A 19,502-nucleotide genomic window follows, 5' to 3' on the forward strand; every position below is an offset into this window, starting at 1 on the left:
TCAACCAACCGACTGGTTGTTAGATTCACTTCACGTACACACCGAAAGGCGTAATCAATGCCGATAGCGATCACTTCTGAGCACCAAAACCTCGCCGATTCCGTGCGGTCCTTCGTGGCCCGGGCTGTGCCGTCCGAGATGCTGCACGCCGCGATGGACACCCCGATCCAGAATCCGCCGCCGTATTGGCGGGCCGCCGCCGAGCAGGGCCTGGCGGGCGTACACCTGGCCGAGGAAGCCGGCGGCCAGGGTTTCGGAATCCTGGAATTGGCGGTGGTGCTCGCCGAGTTCGGCTACGGGGCAGTGCCCGGGCCGTTTGTGCCGTCCGCGATCGCCAGCGCCTTGATCGCCGCAGACAATCCGGCCGCAGCCGAGCTGAGCGGGCTGGCCGGCGGAGAGGTGATCGCCAGCTACACCCTCAATCCGGGGTTGACCGGCACCGCTGCGGGGTCCGGTCTGGTGATCCGCGGCCAGGCCCGCGCCGTCGCGGCCGCCGCTGAAGCGTCGTTGCTGGTGGCGCCGGTGCTGGTCGACGGCGCCGAGGTGTGGGTGGCGCTGCCCGCCGACCAGCTCGAGATTGAGCCGGTGACAAGCGTGGACCCGCTGCGTCCCATCGCCCACGTCCGTGCCGACGGCGTCGAGATCGCCGACACCGCGGTCCTGCGTAACCTCTCGTCGGCGCGCGCGCACGCGCTGATCGCGACGCTGCTGTCTGCCGAGGCGGTCGGGGTGGCTCGCTGGGCCACCGACACCGCGGCGGACTACGCCAAGATCCGCGAGCAGTTCGGCCGGCCGATCGGCCAGTTCCAGGCCATCAAGCACAAGTGTGCGGAGATGATCGCCGACACCGAGCGCGCCACCGCCGCGGTGTGGGATGCCGCCCGCGCTATCGATGAGGCGAATGAGAATGGTTGGGAGGCTGCGGTTTCGACCGTGGAGTTCGCGACCGCTGTGGCGGCCACCCTGGCGCCGAGCGCCGCGCAGCACTGCACCCAGGACTGCATCCAGGTGCACGGCGGAATCGGTTTCACCTGGGAGCACGACGCGGGTGTGTACTACCGGCGAGCGCTGATACTGGCCGCCTCCTTCGGTTCCCGGTCCATCTACCCCCAACAGGTCGTCGACACCGCCACTGCCGGTGGGATGCGCAAGATCGACATCGACTTGGACTCCGATACCGCGAAGTTGCGCGGCGAGATCCGGGCCGAGGTCGCAGCGCTGAAGGCCATGGCGCACGACGAGCGCACGGTCGCGATCGCCGAGGGCGGCTGGGTGTTGCCCTACCTGCCGAAGCCGTGGGGGCGGGCCGCCGAGCCGATCGAGCAGATCATCATCGAACAGGAGTTCACCACCGGCCGGGTGCGCCGCCAGGCGATGGGTATCGCTGCGTGGCTGATCCCGTCGATCGTGGCGTTCGGCACCGAGGAGCAGAAGCAGCGCTTTCTGCCACCGACGTTCCGCGGCGAGATGATCTGGTGCCAACTGTTCTCCGAACCCGGCGCCGGTTCAGACCTGGCCAGCCTGACCACCAAGGCAACCAAGGTCGACGGCGGCTGGCGGGTCAGCGGACAGAAGATCTGGACCTCGGCCGCGCAGTTCTCCTCGTGGGGGGCGCTACTGGCCAGGACCGACTCCAGCGCTCCGAAACATGACGGCATCACCTACTTCCTGCTGGACATGAAGGCCGAGGGCGTGACGGTCAGCCCGCTGCGTGAACTCACCGGCGGAGCGATGTTCAACACCGTGTTCATCGACGACGTGTTCATCCCGGACGAGCTGGTGCTCGGCGAGGTGAACCGCGGCTGGGAGGTCAGCCGTAACACGCTGACGGCTGAACGCGTGTCGATCGGCGGATCCGAGATGCCGTTCCTGGCGAGCCTCGACGGCTTCGTGGAGTTCATCCGCGATGGCCAGTTCGATGGGGGCGAACAGCGCCGCGCCGGCCGGCTGATCGCCGAAGGGCACGCCGCCAAGCTGCTCAACCTGCGCTCGACGCTGCTGACCCTGGCGGGCAAGGACCCGATGCCGGCGGCTGCGGTGTCCAAGCTGCTGTCGATGCGCACCGGACAGGGCTACGCCGAGTTCGCGGTCGGCACGTTCGCCGGTGATGCCGCGATCGGCGATCGTGAGCAGCTGCCCGGCAAGTGGGCCGAGTACCTGTTGATGAGCCGCGCCACCACCATCTACGGCGGCACCTCGGAGGTCCAGCTCAACATCATCGCCGAGCGTCTGCTTGGCCTCCCCCGCGACCCGTAAAGGGTCGCCAGAGGCGCCGAGTGTGCGGTTTCGGTGGCGAAAAGGCTCTTTTGCCAACGAAAACGCACACTCGGCAATCAGTTCGACGGGGCAACGGGTTTCGGCTGAGGTTCTGACGGCGCTGCTAGCATGGCGGGCGAATCGCCACGAACGAATGCCTCAGGACTGCTTACGTGACCGTTGACGCTGGTGACGAAAATAAGATCACCGCAAGCCATTTCAATACCGCCGCACTTTTCGCGCTGCCCGTCCGCCTAGTCATCGGCTGGACATACTTCTCCGCCTTCTGGAGACGAGTCGGCCTCGAAGACAAATTGAATCCGGACGTCCCTGGCTATGTCGGCGAGAAGTTCAACCACTTTCTCCCGAACGCGCTTGGCATCGGCCCGATCATCGAGCATCTGCTGACCCATCCCGGCCTGCTCGCCGTAGCCATGACGGTGTTCACCATCGTGGAAGGCATCGTCGGGGTCTGCGTGATCGTCGGCTTGTTCACCAGGGTCATGAGCTTGGCCATGCTGGGGTTGGCGTTCGGCATCTTGCTCAGCGCCGGCTGGCTGGGCACCACCTGCCTCGACGAGTGGCAGATCGGCATCCTGGGCGTGGCCAGCGGCTTCATGCTGTTTTTGAGCGGCGGCGGACACTACGCGATGGATCGTGCCCTTTCCGCGAAGTATCCGCGGCTCGCACAGCAAACACGGCTCCACTGGCTGACGTCCGGCGCGGTCACCATCAAGACGCCAGCAATACTCATCGGCTCGTTTGCCATTTTGGCGTTGGCATTGTTCACCAACCAGCAGTTCCACGGCGGGGTGTATGGGCCGCTACACAACAAGTCGGTCGCGCCGAAGATCGAGGTGTCCGAAGCCCGGGTCGTCGGCAACAGCCTGCAATTCCAGCTCTACCGAACCGAAGGCGCGGACGTCTACGGCTCATTCCTGATCGGCGTCAGCGTCCTCGATGACGCCACCGGCGAAACCGTAGTACAGCTGGACGGCGCGCAGCTGAGCCGACTACCTGAGGCGGCGATCGCCAACCGCTACGTGGCCAAGGTGAAATCCGGCCCGCACAGCCTGGTCGTCCCGCTGGGCGCCAAAGCACAGCTGACCATCGACACCGGCCCGGCCCGGTGGGACGGCGCGCACTCGTACACGCTCGTCCTCACCGATATCAGCGGTGCCACCTGGAAACGGGCGATCGAAACCGTTCCCTGAGCTGGAACCGCGCCTACAGGTCGCGCAGTTCGCGCTTGAGGATCTTGCCGGTGGGATTACGCGGCAACTCCTCGAGGAAGACCACCTCGCGGGGCACCTTGTAACGAGCCAAGTGCTCCTTGACGTAAACCTTGATGGTGTCCTCGTCGACGCTGGAGCCTTCCTTCTTGACCACGAAAGCCCGCAGCCGTGCGCCCCACTCCTTGTCCTCGACACCTAACGCGGTCGCCTCGATCACGTCGGGATGTCCGCTGATCAGGTCCTCGACTTCGGCAGGAAAGACGTTCTCGCCGCCGGAGACGATCATCTCGTCGTCGCGGCCACTGACGTAGAGCAACCCGCGCTCGTCGAAGTAGCCGACGTCGCCGGAGGACAGCAGGCCATCGATGATCTGCTTGCCACCGCCACCGGTGTAGCCCTCGAAAGGGAAGAAGTTGCCGACGAAGATCCGGCCGACCTCGCCCCGCGGTAGTTCATTGCCGTTGTCGTCGAGGATCTTGACCTTGACGCCCTTGACCACCGGGCCCACCGTCGCGGCGTTGTACTGCAGGTCGGCTGGGCCGGCGATGGTGGCAAACGCGACCTCGGTGGAGCCGTACATGTTGTAGATGACCGGGCCCAGGTCCTTCATGGCCCGGGTCGCCAATTCGGCGCCGAGCTGCGACCCGGAGACGAATACGATCCGCAGGTTCGACAGGTCCGGCTTGGGACTGGTCTTCTCCAGCTGGTCGAGGATTCGGGACAACATGACCGGGACGACGACCATGCCGGTCACCTTGTGCTTCTCCAGGTCTTCCAGCACGGTGGCCGGCTTGAAGCGGCGCCGCAGCACCAGCGTCGAGCCGAAGAACATCGCCAGCGTGCCGTGCAGATAGCCCAGCGCATGGAACATCGGCGACGGCAGGGACGTCACCTCACCGGCACGGAACGGCACGTGCGACAGGATGCCGCCGATCGGCGCCATGGTGGGCGGGGTGCTGCGGTTGGCACCCTTGGGGGTACCGGTGGTACCGGACGTCAGGATGATGATCGAGGCGTGCTTGGTGATCTTGGGCGCCCGCGCCTTGCTGCTCCGCGCGATCAGCTGGGCCAGCGTCTCGTCGGTACTGCCGGACGGTTCGTCGGTGTCCGGGTTGACGCCCAGCGCCCGCAGCTTGCCCAGCGGCGGCTCGGCCTGCGCCACGGCGGCGGTGTACTCGTCGTCGTAAATGATCAGTTTGGCGCCTTCGCGTTCGGAGACGTCCTTGATCTGCGGGCCGGAGAATTCACTGTTCAACAGGATCAGCCGGGCGCCGACCCGGGCAGCGCCGTAGTTGGCGATCAGGAACCAGCGATGGTTGCGTGCCAGGATCGCCACCCCGTCACCGCCACGCACCCCCATCGCGAGCAGGCCGTTGGCCACCGCGTTGACGGCGTCATCCAGCTCTTTGAACGTGATGCTGCCGTCGTCATCGATCACGGCGACGCCGTTCGGGCTACGACGGGCATTGAGCGCGGGAATCATTCCCAGCTCGCCCCAGCGCGCTCCATCAGCGAGTGCACTGGCGATGACCCGCGGGGACTCCAGCTTCAACGCGCCGGACTGCAGGATCTTGCGCAGGTAATGCAACTCGGCGCCACCGCGTTCGAGATAGCGACCGAGCTTGTTTAGAGCCTGACTGGGCAGGTCAGTGAGCTTAGCCATGGGACAACCTTATGTGACGCAGATCGCCGTCGGGCGGCGGATGGTCGCCTCTTATTAACATGACGTCATGGCCGGCGGGATGTCGCTGGAGGTCGCGGGACGCCGGGTGGTGGTCACCCACCCGGACAAAGTGGTGTTCCCCGGTGGACCTTGCGCCGCTGCACGCACCAAGATCGATCTGATTCGCTACTACCTGTCGGTGTCCGACGGCGCACTGCGCGGGGTGGCCGGACGGCCGATGATCCTCAAACGTTTCGTCGACGGCATCGACGCCGAGGCCATCTTCCAGAAGCGGGCACCCGCCAACCGCCCGGACTGGGTGTCGGTCGCAGAGCTGCACTATGCGTCGGGCCGGTCGGCGCAGGAGGTCGTCGTCGACGATGCGGCCGGGCTGGCCTGGGTGGTCAACCTCGGCTGTGTGGATCTCAACCCGCACCCGGTGCTCGCCGACGACCTCGACCACCCCGACGAGCTGCGCGTCGACCTCGATCCGATGCCGGGAGTCGGCTGGCCGGAGATCGTCGAGGTCACCCTGCTGGCCCGTGAAGTACTGGCCGATCACGGGTTGACGGCGTGGCCGAAGACGTCCGGCTCGCGCGGCATGCACATCTACGCGCGGATCGCCCCGCAGTGGGAGTTCTCGCAGGTCCGGCTGGCGGCACAGGCGGTGGCCCGCGAGATCGAGCGGCGCGCACCGCAGTTGGCCACCAGCCGGTGGTGGAAGGAGGAACGGCACGGCGTCTTCGTGGACTTCAACCAGAACGCCAAGGACCGCACGGTCGCCTCGGCCTACTCGGTGCGGGCCACGGCTGATGCTCGGGTGTCGACGCCGCTGTATTGGGACGAGGTCGCCGACGCCGACCCGGCGTCGTTCACCGTGGATACCGTCCCGGACCGCTTAGCGCAGATCGGCGACCCCTGGGCGGGCATGAACGACGCCGTCGGTGGGCTGGAGTCCCTGTTGGAGCTGGCCGCAGAGCAGGGCCCGGCGGAGAAGGCACCGCGCGGCTCGCGAAGAAATGTCGGCGGCCGGCGTACGTCACCGTTGCCCCTGATCGAGATCGCCCGCACCAGGACTCGTGACGAGGCGATGGCAGCCTTGGACGTCTGGCGCGAACGGCACGCCGCAGCGGCGAAACAGTTGGCGCCCGAGGACGTTCTGCTCGACGGCATGCGCGGCCCGAGTTCGATCTGGTACCGGGTCCGGATCAACCTGCAGCACGTCGCGCAGGCGCAGCGCCCGCCCCAGCAGGAGTTGATCGCCGACTACAGTCCCTGGGACCGCAAGGGAGCCGAAGGCTGATCGGCGATCACTGCGCGCAGTCGCTCATGGTCGCTACCCGTCGCCCCGCAGGTAGCTCTGCCGACCGTAGGAGATGAATTCGGCGTCCAGCGAACGCTTGTCGTCGTCGGTCATGCGGATGTACTCGGGGACGCCCCGCCCCGCCCAGCGGTATACCGGTTCGTCGGTGTGCCAGCGCTTCGCCTGCAGCTCGCGTTTGAGCACCTTGTTCGAGCCGGTGACCGGCAGGCCGGCCGAGATCCGCAGAAACCGCGGGAAGCCCTTGCGGCCCAAGTCGGGTTGGGCGGCCAAATACCCGGCGAAGGCTGCCGCGTCGAAGCCGTCGGGGTCGGCGACCTCGATGGCACCCATCACCTGGTCGCCGGAGCGCGGGTCGGGCACCGCGTAGACGCCGGCACTGATGACCAGCGGATGCCGGCGCAGCACCTGTTCGATGGCCAGCGCGGAGGTGTTCTCGCCGTCGACCCGGATCCAGTCGCCGCGGCGGCCGGCGAAGTACAGAAAGCCGGCCTCGTCGCGATAGCCGAGATCGCCGGTCCAGTACCAGCCGTCGCGGACCTTTTCCGAATCGGCGGCGTCGTTCTTGTAGTAACCCTCGAAGTCGCGGGCCCCGGTCTTGTCGACGATCTCGCCGACCGCCTCGTCGGCGTTGGACACCCTGCCGTATTCGTCGAGGATCGCCGTGGCACATTCGGCACGGGTCTGCGGGTCCACGATGACGATGCCCGCGTGCGCCGGACGGCCCAGCGCGCCTGGCGGTGCCGCCGGGTCGGGTATCGCCGCGTTGCCGCCCTCACTGGATCCGTAGCCCTCATGCAGGACAGCGCCGAACCGGCGGAGGAACTGGGCCTGATCCTGCGGCGAGGCCTCGGTTCCGAAGCCGCGAATCAGGGAGTTATCGGCGTCGTCGGGCTGTTCGGTGGTGGCCAGCAGGTAGCCCAGCGCCTTGCCCACATAGGTGAAGAACGTCGCGTCGAAGTAGCGCACGTCGGGCAGGAACTGCGATGCCGAGAACTTAGGTGTCAGACAGATCGTGGCTCCGTTGGCCAGTGCAGGCGCCCACAGCGCCATGATCGCGTTGCCGTGGAACAGCGGCATGCAGCAGTAGTCGACGTCGGCACGCACGTGACCGAATTTGGCGGTGGCCGCCTCGGCGATGCGGACCAGCCGGCCCTGGCTGCACTTGACCGCCTTGGAGGCACCGGTGGTGCCCGAGGTGAACAGCAGCAGCAACAACGACTCCGGCCCCACGCCCGCGGCGGCGGCCGGCTCCACCCGGTGCTCGGCAATGAGCGCGGCGTAGCCGGGCTCGTCGATCACCAAGAATCGCCCGGGCTCCAGGCCGTGGTCCAGGCCGCGCAGTCGGCCCACCCCGGCGGTGTCGGTGACGATCAGCTGACAGTCCGCGTGCCGGATCTCCGCGGCCATCTCGGTATCCCCGCGGGTGGGGTTGATTCCGACGATGACCCCGCCGGACAGCGCGCCTGCGCCGAGCCAGAACACGAAATCCGGCACGTTGTCCAGCAGGATGCCGATGTGAAACGGTCCGTCCCGGCGCAACGCCGATGCCAGCGCGGCACGCGCGGCGGACTCGCGCACCACGTCGTCCCACGTCCAGTCCTGTTGCCGGGTGCGCAGCCCCAGATGGCGGTCGCCGAGGCGGTCGAGCAGCATCCCGGCGATGTCGTCAGGCATTCAGGCCGGATCCGGGGAGTTTCAAGACCGGGGGAGCCACCAGCCGAGGCTATCGCGGATCCGCGAGGCGGCTTCAGTTGATCGTGAAACCGCCGTCGACTGCGATGGTCTGTCCGGTGACGTAACCACCGGCATCCGAGGCCAGCCACAGAACCGAGGCCGCGAGATCTTCCGGATCGCCCATCCGGCCCAGCACGATTCGGTGAGCGACGCTGTCCAGGTAGCCCGGACGGTACTGCTCGGTCATCTCCGATGCGAAGAAGCCCGGCGCGATCGCATTGACCCGGATCCCCTTCCGGCTACCCCACTGCTGCGCCAGGTCCCGAGTCAGACCGATCAGCCCCGCCTTGCTGGCCGCATACGCCGCCTGCGGGAGGCCCGCGGTGGTCAGGCCCAGGATGCTGGAGATGTTGACGATCGACGAACCCGGTTTCATCACCCGCCCGCAGGCCTGCGCCGCCCAGTAGGCCCCGTTGAGGTTGATGTCGATGACCTCACGGAACTGCTCGGGGGTCTCCCGGGTGGCCGGATGCGCCGTTCCGATACCCGCGTTGTTGATCAGCACGTCCACCCGGTCGAACCGCTCGATGGCGGCCTCGACCATTCTGGTCGCCGCCGCCGGGTCGGCGACATCGGTCGCCACCGGCAGAGCTGCGCGTCCGGCAGCGGTCACCAGTTCTGCTGCCTCCGCGAGCTTCTCCACCCGCCGCGCAGCCAGCACTACGTCCGCGCCGGCCTCGGCGAAGGCCCGGGCGAAATACACGCCGAGGCCCGAGGACGCCCCGGTCACCACGGCGACCTTGCCGTCCATACGGAACTTGTCCAGTACGCTCACCCGACTCAACCTTTCTCGACTTTTCTGCGGTTACTGCAACGCATTCAGCGCCGCGGCGATGAACTCCGGCGCAGCGTGTGCCGCTTCACCGGCGTTCTGCACGTCCTTCGCACCATGCTGGGCCCGGTGGGTGATTCCTTCGGCGATCACTGCGATTTTGAAGTTCGCCAGCGCCAGATAGAAGCGCCAGTCGCTCAGGTCCCGACCGGACAGCCGTGCGTATTCCTCGGCGAGGGCGTCGGCCGACGGCAGGCGTGCACTGGTCCACGCCGCGGGGTGGCCGAACACCAGGTCGAATGCCGGTGACCGGTAGACGCACATCAGGGCGATATCGGTGAGCGGGTCGCCGAGGGTGGAAAGCTCCCAGTCCACCACGGCCCGGATGACGTCCGCCTGCTCTGGATCGCAGATGGTGTTGTCGATACGGAAGTCGCCGTGCACCACCGAGGGTTGCGATGTCTGCGGAATGGCGCCGGCCAGTGCCGCGGCCAGTTTCGTGATATCACCGGACAGCGCCTCATCGTTCTCGGGCGTCTTGACCAGTTCCCACTGGCGGGCCCACAGCCGCACCTGGCGTTCCAGGAAACCGTCTGGCCTGCCGAAGGATTCGAGCCCAACGGCGCGGTAGTCGACCGCGTGCAGATCCGCCAGAACCCGCACCAGCGCCGAGGCGTTGGCAGCCAGTTCCGCATCGGACAGGGTGTCCAGATCATCCTTGTGGCGGTAGACCCGGCCGGTCACAAACTCCGTGACGGTCAGCGGAGCACCGCACACCGTGCCGTCGGCGTCGAGCGCCACGGGCCGCGCGATCGGAACACCGGTGCCGTAAAGCCGGTCGGTGACCGCGAATTCGCGACCCACATCGTGCGCCGACGGAGTCAGGCCGCCGAGCGGAGGCCGACGCACGACCCAGGCCGACGATTCGTCGCTGACCTTGAACGTGAGGTTGGACCGGCCACCGGCGATCAGCTCTACGGTGAGCTCTCCCTGAACCGGGACGTCGTTGGCGATGAGGTATCGCCGCAAGGCAACCGGATCCAGGGCTTCGACCGTCACTGCCCGGCGTCCTTGCGCGCGCGCCGGGCCGCCCCGACCCGCCGCTTGGCGATGGCCCAGCGGTGCACCTCGGAAGGACCGTCGTAAACCCGGAACGGACGCACCTCACGGGAAAGCCGCGCGGGGGGCAGGTCCTCGGTGACGCCGAGCGCACCGCACATCTGCACGCTGCGGTCGACGATCCGGAAGATCGCCTCGGCGGCGAACGTCTTGGCGATCGACGTCGCATCGCCGGCGCTGCCGCCCTGGTCCAGTTCCCAGCATGCACGCACCAGCAGCGCTCGGGTAGCCGCGATGTCGATTTCGTTGTCGGCCACCATGTTCTGGATCATGCCGAGATCGCCGAGCGGTGAGCCGAATGCCTGGCGCTCCACGACATGCGACAGCGCGGTGTCGTGGCCCCGACGCGCGGCGCCGAGCCACCGCATGACGTGCGTCATGCGCGCAGGCCCGAGACGTACCTGGGCGTACTCGAAGCCGCGGTCCACCTCGCCGAGCACCGCTTCCTCGGGAACCCGAACGTCGTCGAAGAACACTTCACAGTGGCCGCCCACCATGGACCGGTCCAGGGTCGGGATGTGTCGGCCGACGGTCAGCCCCGCGGTGTCGGCGGGGACCAGGAACATGGTGGCGCCGCCGCGCTGGCCGGGTTCCCCGGAGGTGCGGGCCATGACGATGAAGAATCCCGCGCCGTCGGCGCCGGTGATGTACCACTTGCGGCCGGTGATGTACCAATCTCCCGACCGGCGTTCGGCCTTGGTCGTCAGCGCAGACGGATCCGAGCCCGCACCCGGTCCCGGCTCGGTCATCGCGAACGCAGATCGCACGTCGCCGGCGGCCAGGGGTGCGAGGTAACGCGCCTTCTGCTCAGGACTGGCCACCTCCGCCAGCAGATGCACATTGCCCTCATCGGGGGCGGCGATGTTCACCGCGGCCGGACCGAACAGCGAATAGCCGGCGGCTTCGAACACCGGCGCCCGGTCGGACATGTTCAGGCCCATCCCGCCGTATTCGACGGGCGCGTGCGGCGCGAACACGCCCGCATCGCGAGCAGCGGCCTGCAGCTCCTTCACCGCGGCATCCCCGCCTGCGGCGGCGACGTCCCCGCCGAAGCGGTCCTCCACCGGCAACACCACGTCCTCGATGAACGCCCGCGTCTTTTCGACAACCGCCGACACTTCCGGCGAGTAGTTCAACTCGATCGCCATGACACCCCATCACCACTCTCGCAATGACCGACCGATCACTCGGCCCGAACACTACGGACTGTGACACAGGAGCCTGTTTTCCGTCAAAAATCGGCTATCAGGCGATTACCGTGCCCTCCGGTATAGTTCAGAAATCCTGAACAATCCGGAGGTGGCCGTGGCGGGATCGCCGGAGTGCGGCACGGCGATCCGCGCTGCCCGTCGGGCCAGAGGACTCACCGTCCGCGACCTTGCGCAGTGCCTGCGGGTCAGCCCCGCCACGATCAGCGCCATGGAGAACGGCAAGACCGGGATCTCGGTGTCACGCCTCCAGGAGTGCGCGGGAGCACTGGGCGTCACACCGGACCAGATCCTGGCGGGCACCGTCTCCGCGGGACCCGCCCGCCCAGCGCACATACCCGACGAGGTGGCCGATTCCGGGCAACACGACTGGCGAAGGTTTCCGCCCCTGGCCCTGGACAGCGTCTTGGCCGCTGCTATCGATGCGTTCGTCGAGACCGGCTACCACGGCAGTTCCATGCGGGACGTGTCTGCGCGCGCGGGCATGAGCGTGCCGGGGATTTACCACCACTACCCCGACAAGCAGGCGCTGCTGGTGGCGCTACTCGATCTGACCATGACCGAGCTGCACTGGCGCGTCGGCGCCGCCCGCGCCGACGCCGCAACCGGCCTGCAGGAGGTGCGGCTGATCGTAGAAGCCCTGGCCCTGTTCCACACGCACCGCCAGAAGCTGGCCTTCATCGGAGCCAGCGAGATGCGCAGTCTGACGGCGGCGAATCGGCAACGTATCGCCGACTCACGAAATCAACTGCAGCACAGCCTCGACGCCGCCATCGACCGTGCCGCGCGCGAGTCTGAAGTCGACGTCGCCGATATCCTCGACCGTCGCGTCGCAGGCCGCGCCATCACCACCATGTGCACCTCGCTGCCGCAGTGGTTCAACGCCGACGGGCCCGCCAGTCCCGAGGAGACCGCCCGCAGCTACGCCGACTTCGCCGTCGCCCTGCTCACCAAGGCGCGCAGCCCCGGACTGGGTTCCCCACCACCGGCAGCCGACGGCAGAATGTGACTCGTGGTGGCTACCTGGCAGTTCTGGATCGACCGGGGCGGCACGTTCACCGACATCGTGGCCCGCCGCCCCGACGGGCGCCTACTCACCCACAAGCTCCTCTCGGAGAATCCTGAGCAGTACCGCGACGCGGCGGTGGCCGGTATCCGCGCCCTGCTACAGATCGAGGGCGACGCGCCGATCCCGGCCGGGTTGATCGGCGCGGTTCGGATGGGCACGACGGTAGCCACCAACGCGCTGCTGGAGCGCGCCGGGGAGCGAACCCTGTTGGTCATCACGCGTGGTTTCGGCGATGCCCTGCGCATCGCCTATCAGAATCGGCCACACATCTTCGACCGGCAGATCGTGCTGCCCGAGCAACTCTACGAACGCACCGTCGAAGTCGATGAGCGCGTGGCCGGCGACGGGACCGTGCTACAGGAACCGGACGTGGAGGCCGTGGCCGCACAGCTGCGGGACGCGCATGCCGACGGTATCCGCGCGTGCGCGGTGGTATGCCTGCACAGTTATCGAAATCCTTTGCATGAAAGGGTGATCGGCGAGCTGGCCCACGAGATCGGCTTTACCCAGATCTCGCTGTCATCTGAGGTGAGTCCACTGCCGAAGCTGATCCCCCGTGGCGATACCGCCGTCGTCGACTCCTACCTGTCACCGGTACTGCGCCGCTATGTGGCCCAAGTGGCCGACCAACTCACCGGCGTGCGACTGATGTTCATGCAGTCCAACGGGGGCCTGGCGGCGGCAGATCATTTCCGCGGCAAGGACGCGATCCTGTCCGGTCCGGCCGGCGGAATCGTCGGCATGGTTCGGATGTCGGCGTTGGCCGGCTTCGACTCGGTGATCGGTTTCGACATGGGCGGAACCTCCACCGACGTATCGCATTACAGTGCTTCCGGCGGATACGAGCGGGTGTTCACCACCGAGGTTGCCGGTGTGCGACTGCGGGCGCCGATGCTGCACATCCACACCGTCGCTGCGGGCGGCGGCTCGGTCCTGCACTTCGACGGCAGCCGCTATCGGGTGGGGCCGGAGTCGGCGGGCGCCGACCCGGGACCTGCTTGCTACCGGCGCGGGGGGCCGTTGACCGTCACCGACGCCAACGTCATGCTGGGCCGTATCCAGCCCGCCCATTTCCCGGCGGTGTTCGGACCGGCCGGCGACGAGCCGCTGGACGCAGCGGTGGTGAGGCACTCCTTCGCCGAGCTGGCCAACGAAATCCTCTCCGCCACAGGCGATGACCGCAGCCCCGAGCAGGTCGCCGAAGGGTTTCTCCGCATCGCGGTGGCCAACATGGCCAACGCGGTCAAGAAGATCTCGGTGGCCCGGGGACACGACATCACCCGATACGCTTTGACCACTTTCGGGGGTGCCGGCGGACAGCATGCGTGCGCGGTGGCCGACGAGCTCGGCATCCGTACGGTGTTGGTGCCGCCGATGGCGGGCGTGCTCTCCGCACTCGGAATCGGCTTGGCCGACACCACCGTGATCCGCGAGCGCGCTGTCGAGACCGAGCTGGATTCCACCGCCCTCGCGGGATTGGAGCAGGTCGCCGACGACCTGGAGGGGCAGGCACGCGGCGAGCTCGCCGCCCAGCACATTCCGGCCGACCAGACCCACGTGATACGCCGGGTGCACCTTCGCTACCAGGGCACCGACACCTCGATCCCGGTCGAGCTCGGCGACATCGCTTCGATGACAGCGGCGTTCGAAGAGATCCACCGCGGCATGTACTCGTTCCTGATGGAGCGTGCGCTGATCGCCGAGGCGGTTTCGGTCGAGGCGACCGGGCTCACCGAGCAACCCGAACTGTTCGGGCGAAACGATGCCGAGGCATCCCGTCAACCCGTTGAAGTCGTGCGCCTCTACGCCGGCGGTGCCTGGACTGACGCGCCGCTACACCAGCGAGACGCCATCACCGACGTGGTGGTCGGGCCGGCCGTCATCGCCGAGGACAACGCCACCACTGTCGTCGACGACGGTTGGCAAGCCCAGCTCACCGCCGACGGCCAACTGGTGCTGCAACGGCTGGCCGCGCCCGCACCGGTTGCCGCCGCCGGAACCGCGGCCGATCCGGTGTTGCTGGAGATCTTCAACAACCTGTTCATGGCCATCGCCGAGCAGATGGGAACCCGGCTGGAGGCAACCGCCCAATCGGTCAATATCCGTGAGCGGCTGGACTTCTCCTGCGCATTGTTCGACGCCGATGGCTGTCTGGTGGCCAATGCACCGCATATCCCGGTGCATCTGGGATCGATGGGCGCCACGGTCAAGGAGGTCATCGCCCGCCGGGCGTCGACGATGCGGCCCGGCCAGGTCTATGCGGTCAACGACCCGTATCACGGCGGCACCCACCTGCCCGACATCACCGTCGTCACTCCGGTGTACGCCCAAGCCGCGGGGCCGGACGACCCGGTGTTGTTCTTTGTGGCCTCGCGCGGTCACCATGCCGAGATCGGGGGCACCACACCCGGTTCCATGCCCGCGGACAGCCGGTCCGTGGTCGAGGAAGGCGTGCTGTTCGACAACTGGCTGTTGGTCGACGACGGCCACTTTCGTGAGACCCCGACCCGGGACCTTCTCACCGCGGCGACGTACGCCTCGCGCAGTCCCGACACCAACCTCGCGGATCTGCGTGCGCAAGTCGCCGCCAACCAGAAGGGTATCGACGAGATCCGGTCGATGATCTCCCATTTCGGTCTGGACGTCGTGCAGGCCTATATGCGCCACGTCCAGGACAACGCCGAGGAGGCGGTGCGCCGGGTCATCGATTCCCTCGACGACGGCGAGTACCGCTATGAGATGGACTCCGGCGCGACGATCGCGGTGCGGGTTTCCGTGGACCGCGCGGCACGCGGTGCCACCATCGACTTCGCCGGGACCTCGCCGCAGTTGGCCACGAACTTCAACGCGCCATCATCGGTTGCCACCGCCGCCGTGCTCTACGTGTTCCGCACGCTGGTAGCCGACGACATCCCGATCAACGACGGGTGCCTGCGCCCGCTACAGATCACGATCCCGGGCGGCACCCTGTTGTCGCCGGCCTACCCGGCCGCGGTGGTCGCCGGAAACGTCGAGACCTCCCAGGCCATCACCGGGGCTCTGCTGGCCGCACTTCGGGTGCAGGCCGAGGGTTCCGGGACGATGAACAATGTCACGTTCGGCGACGCCGGCCACCAGTACTACGAGACGCTGGGCTGCGGGTCCGGGGCCGGCGAAGGTTTCGACGGCGCCTCGGTGGTGCAGACCCACATGACCAACTCACGGCTCACCGACCCCGAAGTGCTGGAGATGCGTTACCCGGTGTTGTTGCGCGAGTACGCGATCCGGCACGGCAGCGGAGGAGCCGGTCGCTGGCACGGCGGCGACGGCGGCGTGCGCAGGATCGAGTTCCGCGAGCCGATGACCGTCAGTGTGCTGACCGGGCACCGGCGAGTCGCGCCCTACGGTATGGCCGGCGGCCAATCCGGCGGCTTGGGACGCAACCGGGTGGAACGCGCGGACGGCTCGGTGACCGAGCTGGCCGGCTGCGATTCCACCGACTTAGGTCCCGGCGACGTGCTGGTGATCGAGACTCCCGGCGGTGGCGGGTATGGCGAGCCCGCCTGATCGCGGGTTAATCTCACGCGATGCGAGACCAGTGGAGCCGGCGCGGTTTCTTCGGCCTCTGCGGCGCGGCCGGTGCCACCGCACTTCTGGCCGCCTGCTCGTCGGAAGACCACAGGGACGACGGCGCACCCGGGCCGGTCGCCATCGCCCATATCTTTGGTGAGACCACCGTCCCGGAGCCGCCCAGCCGGGTGGTGTGCGCCGGCTACACCGGTCAGGACGACCTGCTGGCGCTCGGTGTCGTCCCGATCGCGGTAACCAATTGGTTCGGCGATCAGCCGTTCGCGGTGTGGCCCTGGGCGCAGCGACAGCTCGGGGACGCCAAGCCGGTGGTGCTGGACTTGGACAACGGGATCGCGGTCGCCCAGATCGCCGACCTCAAGCCGGATCTGATCATCGCGACAAACGCCGGGGTGGATGCCGACACCTATCAGAAGCTGTCGGCGATCGCGCCGACCGTGCCGCAGTCCGGTGGTGACGCCTTCTTCGAGCCCTGGAAGGTTCAGGCCGCCGCCATCGGCAAAGCCGTGCATCGCGGTCAGCAGATGCAGTCATTGATCGACGGGGTCGACAGCGCGTTCACCGACGTCGCCGCTGCGCGCCCCGGCTTCAAGGGCAAGAAGGTGCTGCTGCTGGCCGGCCGACTGGACCAGGGCGATGTCAGCGCCGCCACTGGCTGGCGAACCGCCTTTCTGACTCAGATGGGGTTGACCGTCGCAGAGGCATCCCCGGTGATCGAGCACGAGCGGATCGACGCCACGCTCGGCGCCGCGGATGTGCTGATCTGGACCACCGAGAGCGACGACGAGCGGACGGCGCTGTTGGCCGATCGCGACATCGCCGGGTTCGAGTCTCGCAGCGTCTTCACAACCAAGGATCAGGCCGGCGCGATCGCCTTCGCCTCGCCGCTGAGCTATCCGCTGGTGGCAGGACAGCTGCCCGCGCTCATCGCCAAGATCACTGGCTAGGGCCGACTCTGCGCGTTCCGTAAGACCCCTCTGGCATACCCCGCAGAATTGTGTTCTACGTCACTATTGGGCGTCATTCGGGGCTACGGTCGTGGCATGAGCGTGGCATTGGATTTCAACGATTTCACCAAGACCGACGTGGTCCTCGACTACGGCGACAGCGCCCTGCTGCTGCAGTTCGACTCCACCACCGACGTGCTGGCATGGACCGCGGCAATACGTTCCGCCGCGCTGCCCGGCGTTGTCGACGTAGTCCCGGCGTCCCACACGGTGTTGGTGAAACTGGCCGCGCCCAGGTACCGGGCCGGTGTCCGGCGGCGCCTGACGACCCTGGACGTCGACCGGGACGCTGTCCGGATGCGCGCCCCCGAGGGCACCGCAGACGTGATTGTCGACGTCATCTACGACGGGCCGGACCTGGCCGAGGTGGCCGAACACACCGGCCTGAGCGTCGCCCAGGTCATCAATGCCCATACCGCGACGCCCTGGTTGGTGGGGTTCGGCGGATCCACTCCGGGTTTCGCCTACCTGCTCGGCGGCGACCCCCGGCTGCAGGTGCCCCGGCGCGCCGAGTTGCGTCCGGTTCCGGCCGGCTCGGTTGCGCTGGCCGGCCAGTTCAGCGGCATCTATCCGCGTCCGTGGCCCGGCGGTTGGCAGGTGATCGGCCACACCGACGCCGTGTTGTGGGATCTGGAGCGGCCCGCCCCGGCGCTGTTGACCCCGGGCCTGTCGGTGCGATTCCGGGCTGCGTGACCGCCATGACAACCACCCTGGAAGTGCTGCACACCGGCCCGCTGGCTTTGGTCGAAGATCTGGGCCGGGCCGGGATGGGCCACCTCGGAGTCAGCCCGTCCGGCGCTGCCGACCGCCGCTCGCACAAGTTGGCCAACCGGCTGCTGGCCAATCCCGACGATCGAGCCACCATCGAGGTGGCATTCGGCGGATTGTCCGTGCGAGTCCACGGCGGAGACGTCGACATCGCGGTCACCGGCGCCGACACCGACCCCGATGTCAACGGAGTCAGCTTCGGCACCAACAGCATCCAGCACGTCCGCGACGGCCAGGTGGTCTCCTTGGGCAGGCCGCGGTCGGGACTGCGCAGCTATCTGGCGGTGCGAGGCGGCATCGATGTCACCCCGGTGCTGGGTTCCCGCAGTTACGACGTGATGGGCGAGATCGGCCCCGCCCCGTTGCGTGACGGCGACGTGCTGCAGATCGGCGAACGGACCGGCCACTTCCCCGAGATCGACCAGGCGCCGGTGGCGACCATCCCCGACGACGTGGTCGAGTTGCGGGTGACACCCGGCCCACGCGACGACTGGTTTGTCGACCCCGACATTATGGTGCGCACCAATTGGCTGGTGAGTAACCGCAGCGACCGCGTCGGCATGCGCTTGGTGGGGATGCCGCTGGAATACCGTTGGCCGGAAAGGCAATTGCCCGCCGAGGGTACCGACCGGGGCGCCATCCAGATCTTGCCGAACGGCTTCCCGATAATCCTGGGACCCGACCATCCGGTGACCGGCGCCTACCCGGTGGTCGGGGTGGTGGTCGACGACGACATCGACACGTTGGCCCAGGTCCGGCCCGGACAGACCGTACGGATGCACTGGTCTCGGCCCCGCCAGCACCCCGCCGCACGCTCGGCCTGGTAGGCCCGTCGGGTGCTCGGCCAAGTTCCTACCGCCCGCCTGATCCACACCAGCGATCTGGACGATGAGACCCGTCGCGGCGCACATCGGCTGGTCACCGAAGCCTCCGGGGGCGAACTTTCTGACGCCGATTGGCAGCACGCGCTCGGCGGCATGCACGCGTTGATCTGGCACCACGGCGTCCTGATCGCCCACGGCTCTGTGATCCGGCGCCAACTGCTCTATCGCGGCAGATCTCTGCGGTGCGGCTATGTAGAGGCCGTCACCGTCCGGGCCGATCACCGGGAGCGGGGTCTGGGCACCGCGGTACTTGAGGCATGCGAACAGGTGATCCGCGGCGCGTTCGAGCTCGGCGCGCTCAGTTCACCCCGTATCAGCCGCCGGCTCTACACCGCGCGGGGATGGTTGCTGTGGCGTGGTCCCACGGCCGTCTTAGCCCCGACCGGTCCGGTGCGCACCCCCGAGGCGGACGGGACCGTGTTCGTTATGCCGGTGGGCACCGACCTGGACCTCACCGCCGAACTGACGTGCGGCTGGCGGGACGGCCACGTCTGGTAGCCGCCCGGTTAACGGAGGGTGGATGCGCCGTGTATGGGCGGCGACTGGACGTACCCGGGCCGAACCGCACCCTTTCTCCGGATGTTCATAAGAATCAGCCGTGCGATTGAAGCGTCGCCCAGATTGATTGTTAACTTAATATTGCGTGGACCTCACCGGAAAACTGGGTCACGACCGCACGTATCGGCGCTTGCCGCCCCCGGGAGACAATCTTTCAGCGCTCTGAGCTGGGCATATTCGCCATCGTGGCCGTATCGGCGCCCCTCGCCCCGCGTGGAGACATTCCGGGGGCAAGGCCGGATTTTGTGACTCCCTGCCACTCTGCTGCCAATCGTCGCAGGGGCCCTACTTCGAGGCGCTAACTAACGCGTGTGGCCTTATGGTGTGACCGTCACAGC

Annotated in this window: 14 protein-coding genes; 9 read left to right on the top strand and 5 right to left on the bottom strand. The window is 67.5% G+C overall.

Annotated features, from left to right (window positions below; genetic code table 11):
• Positions 1-57 precede the first annotated feature (57 nt).
• Positions 58-2,256, top strand: coding sequence for an acyl-CoA dehydrogenase (locus LI94_RS07775; RefSeq protein ID WP_046300836.1), 2,199 nt, complete (start codon positions 58-60; stop codon positions 2,254-2,256).
• 203 nt (positions 2,257-2,459) lie between these two features.
• A complete protein-coding gene (locus tag LI94_RS07780; protein ID WP_152664780.1) occupies positions 2,460-3,470 on the top strand; it encodes a TQO small subunit DoxD in 1,011 nt (336 codons plus the stop codon).
• 13 nt (positions 3,471-3,483) lie between these two features.
• Here LI94_RS07780 and fadD2 read toward each other — a convergent pair whose 3' ends face one another.
• On the bottom strand, positions 3,484-5,154 hold the full coding sequence (gene fadD2 / locus LI94_RS07785; RefSeq protein WP_024441421.1) for a long-chain-fatty-acid--CoA ligase FadD2: 1,671 nt from the start codon (positions 5,152-5,154) through the stop codon (positions 3,484-3,486).
• A 67-nt stretch (positions 5,155-5,221) separates the two neighbouring features.
• Here fadD2 and LI94_RS07790 point away from each other — a divergent pair, with 67 nt between their 5' ends.
• Positions 5,222-6,457, top strand: coding sequence for a DNA polymerase domain-containing protein (locus tag LI94_RS07790; RefSeq protein ID WP_046300838.1), 1,236 nt, complete (start codon positions 5,222-5,224; stop codon positions 6,455-6,457).
• A 33-nt stretch (positions 6,458-6,490) separates the two neighbouring features.
• On the opposite strand, the gene LI94_RS07795 is transcribed toward LI94_RS07790, so the two are convergent.
• The 4 genes from LI94_RS07795 to LI94_RS07810 all read right to left on the bottom strand — a co-directional run bounded on the left by LI94_RS07795 (position 6,491) and on the right by LI94_RS07810 (position 11,251).
• Positions 6,491-8,152: an AMP-binding protein gene (locus LI94_RS07795; RefSeq protein ID WP_046300839.1), complete on the bottom strand. Its 1,662-nt coding sequence runs from the start codon at positions 8,150-8,152 to the stop codon at positions 6,491-6,493.
• 73 nt (positions 8,153-8,225) lie between these two features.
• A complete protein-coding gene (locus tag LI94_RS07800) occupies positions 8,226-8,987 on the bottom strand; it encodes a glucose 1-dehydrogenase (RefSeq protein ID WP_024441418.1) in 762 nt (253 codons plus the stop codon).
• Between the two features lie 30 nt (positions 8,988-9,017).
• Positions 9,018-10,043 carry a phosphotransferase family protein gene (locus tag LI94_RS07805; RefSeq protein WP_024441417.1) on the bottom strand — a complete coding sequence of 342 codons (1,026 nt, stop codon included), beginning with the start codon at positions 10,041-10,043 and terminating at the stop codon, positions 9,018-9,020.
• The gene (locus LI94_RS07810) at positions 10,040-11,251 is read right to left on the bottom strand and encodes an acyl-CoA dehydrogenase family protein (RefSeq protein ID WP_024441416.1); all 1,212 of its coding nucleotides are present in this window, start codon (positions 11,249-11,251) and stop codon (positions 10,040-10,042) included. The genes LI94_RS07805 and LI94_RS07810 overlap by 4 nt, the downstream gene beginning before the upstream one ends.
• Positions 11,252-11,402: 151 nt before the next feature.
• Here LI94_RS07810 and LI94_RS07815 point away from each other — a divergent pair, with 151 nt between their 5' ends.
• The 6 genes from LI94_RS07815 to LI94_RS07840 all read left to right on the top strand — a co-directional run bounded on the left by LI94_RS07815 (position 11,403) and on the right by LI94_RS07840 (position 19,104).
• A complete protein-coding gene (locus LI94_RS07815; protein WP_343252057.1) occupies positions 11,403-12,320 on the top strand; it encodes a TetR family transcriptional regulator in 918 nt (305 codons plus the stop codon).
• A gap of 3 nt (positions 12,321-12,323) precedes the next feature.
• Entirely contained in the window at positions 12,324-15,926 is a 3,603-nt protein-coding gene (locus LI94_RS07820; RefSeq protein WP_152664779.1) for a hydantoinase B/oxoprolinase family protein, read from the top strand.
• A gap of 20 nt (positions 15,927-15,946) precedes the next feature.
• A complete protein-coding gene (locus LI94_RS07825; protein WP_046300841.1) occupies positions 15,947-16,894 on the top strand; it encodes an ABC transporter substrate-binding protein in 948 nt (315 codons plus the stop codon).
• A gap of 96 nt (positions 16,895-16,990) precedes the next feature.
• A complete protein-coding gene (locus LI94_RS07830; protein WP_046300842.1) occupies positions 16,991-17,647 on the top strand; it encodes a carboxyltransferase domain-containing protein in 657 nt (218 codons plus the stop codon).
• Positions 17,648-17,652: 5 nt separating this feature from the next.
• The gene (locus tag LI94_RS07835) at positions 17,653-18,549 is read left to right on the top strand and encodes a 5-oxoprolinase/urea amidolyase family protein (RefSeq protein ID WP_046300847.1); all 897 of its coding nucleotides are present in this window, start codon (positions 17,653-17,655) and stop codon (positions 18,547-18,549) included.
• 9 nt (positions 18,550-18,558) lie between these two features.
• Positions 18,559-19,104: a GNAT family N-acetyltransferase gene (locus LI94_RS07840; RefSeq protein WP_024441410.1), complete on the top strand. Its 546-nt coding sequence runs from the start codon at positions 18,559-18,561 to the stop codon at positions 19,102-19,104.
• Positions 19,105-19,502 lie beyond the last annotated feature (398 nt).

Origin of the sequence: Mycobacterium sp. UM_Kg27 (assembly GCF_000972905.1) — a bacterium.
Lineage (GTDB): Bacteria > Actinomycetota > Actinomycetes > Mycobacteriales > Mycobacteriaceae > Mycobacterium.

Bases quoted from the DNA above. Each gene is read 5' to 3' on its own strand.
- LI94_RS07775 (WP_046300836.1), top strand. From the start codon at position 58: ATGCCGATAGCGATCACTTCTGAGCACCAAAACCTCGCCGATTCCGTG.
- fadD2 (WP_024441421.1), bottom strand. From the start codon at position 5,154: ATGGCTAAGCTCACTGACCTGCCCAGTCAGGCTCTAAACAAGCTCGGT.
- LI94_RS07790 (WP_046300838.1), top strand. From the start codon at position 5,222: ATGGCCGGCGGGATGTCGCTGGAGGTCGCGGGACGCCGGGTGGTGGTC.
- LI94_RS07795 (WP_046300839.1), bottom strand. From the start codon at position 8,152: ATGCCTGACGACATCGCCGGGATGCTGCTCGACCGCCTCGGCGACCGC.
- LI94_RS07810 (WP_024441416.1), bottom strand. From the start codon at position 11,251: ATGGCGATCGAGTTGAACTACTCGCCGGAAGTGTCGGCGGTTGTCGAA.
- LI94_RS07825 (WP_046300841.1), top strand. From the start codon at position 15,947: ATGCGAGACCAGTGGAGCCGGCGCGGTTTCTTCGGCCTCTGCGGCGCG.
- LI94_RS07830 (WP_046300842.1), top strand. From the start codon at position 16,991: ATGAGCGTGGCATTGGATTTCAACGATTTCACCAAGACCGACGTGGTC.
- LI94_RS07835 (WP_046300847.1), top strand. From the start codon at position 17,653: ATGACAACCACCCTGGAAGTGCTGCACACCGGCCCGCTGGCTTTGGTC.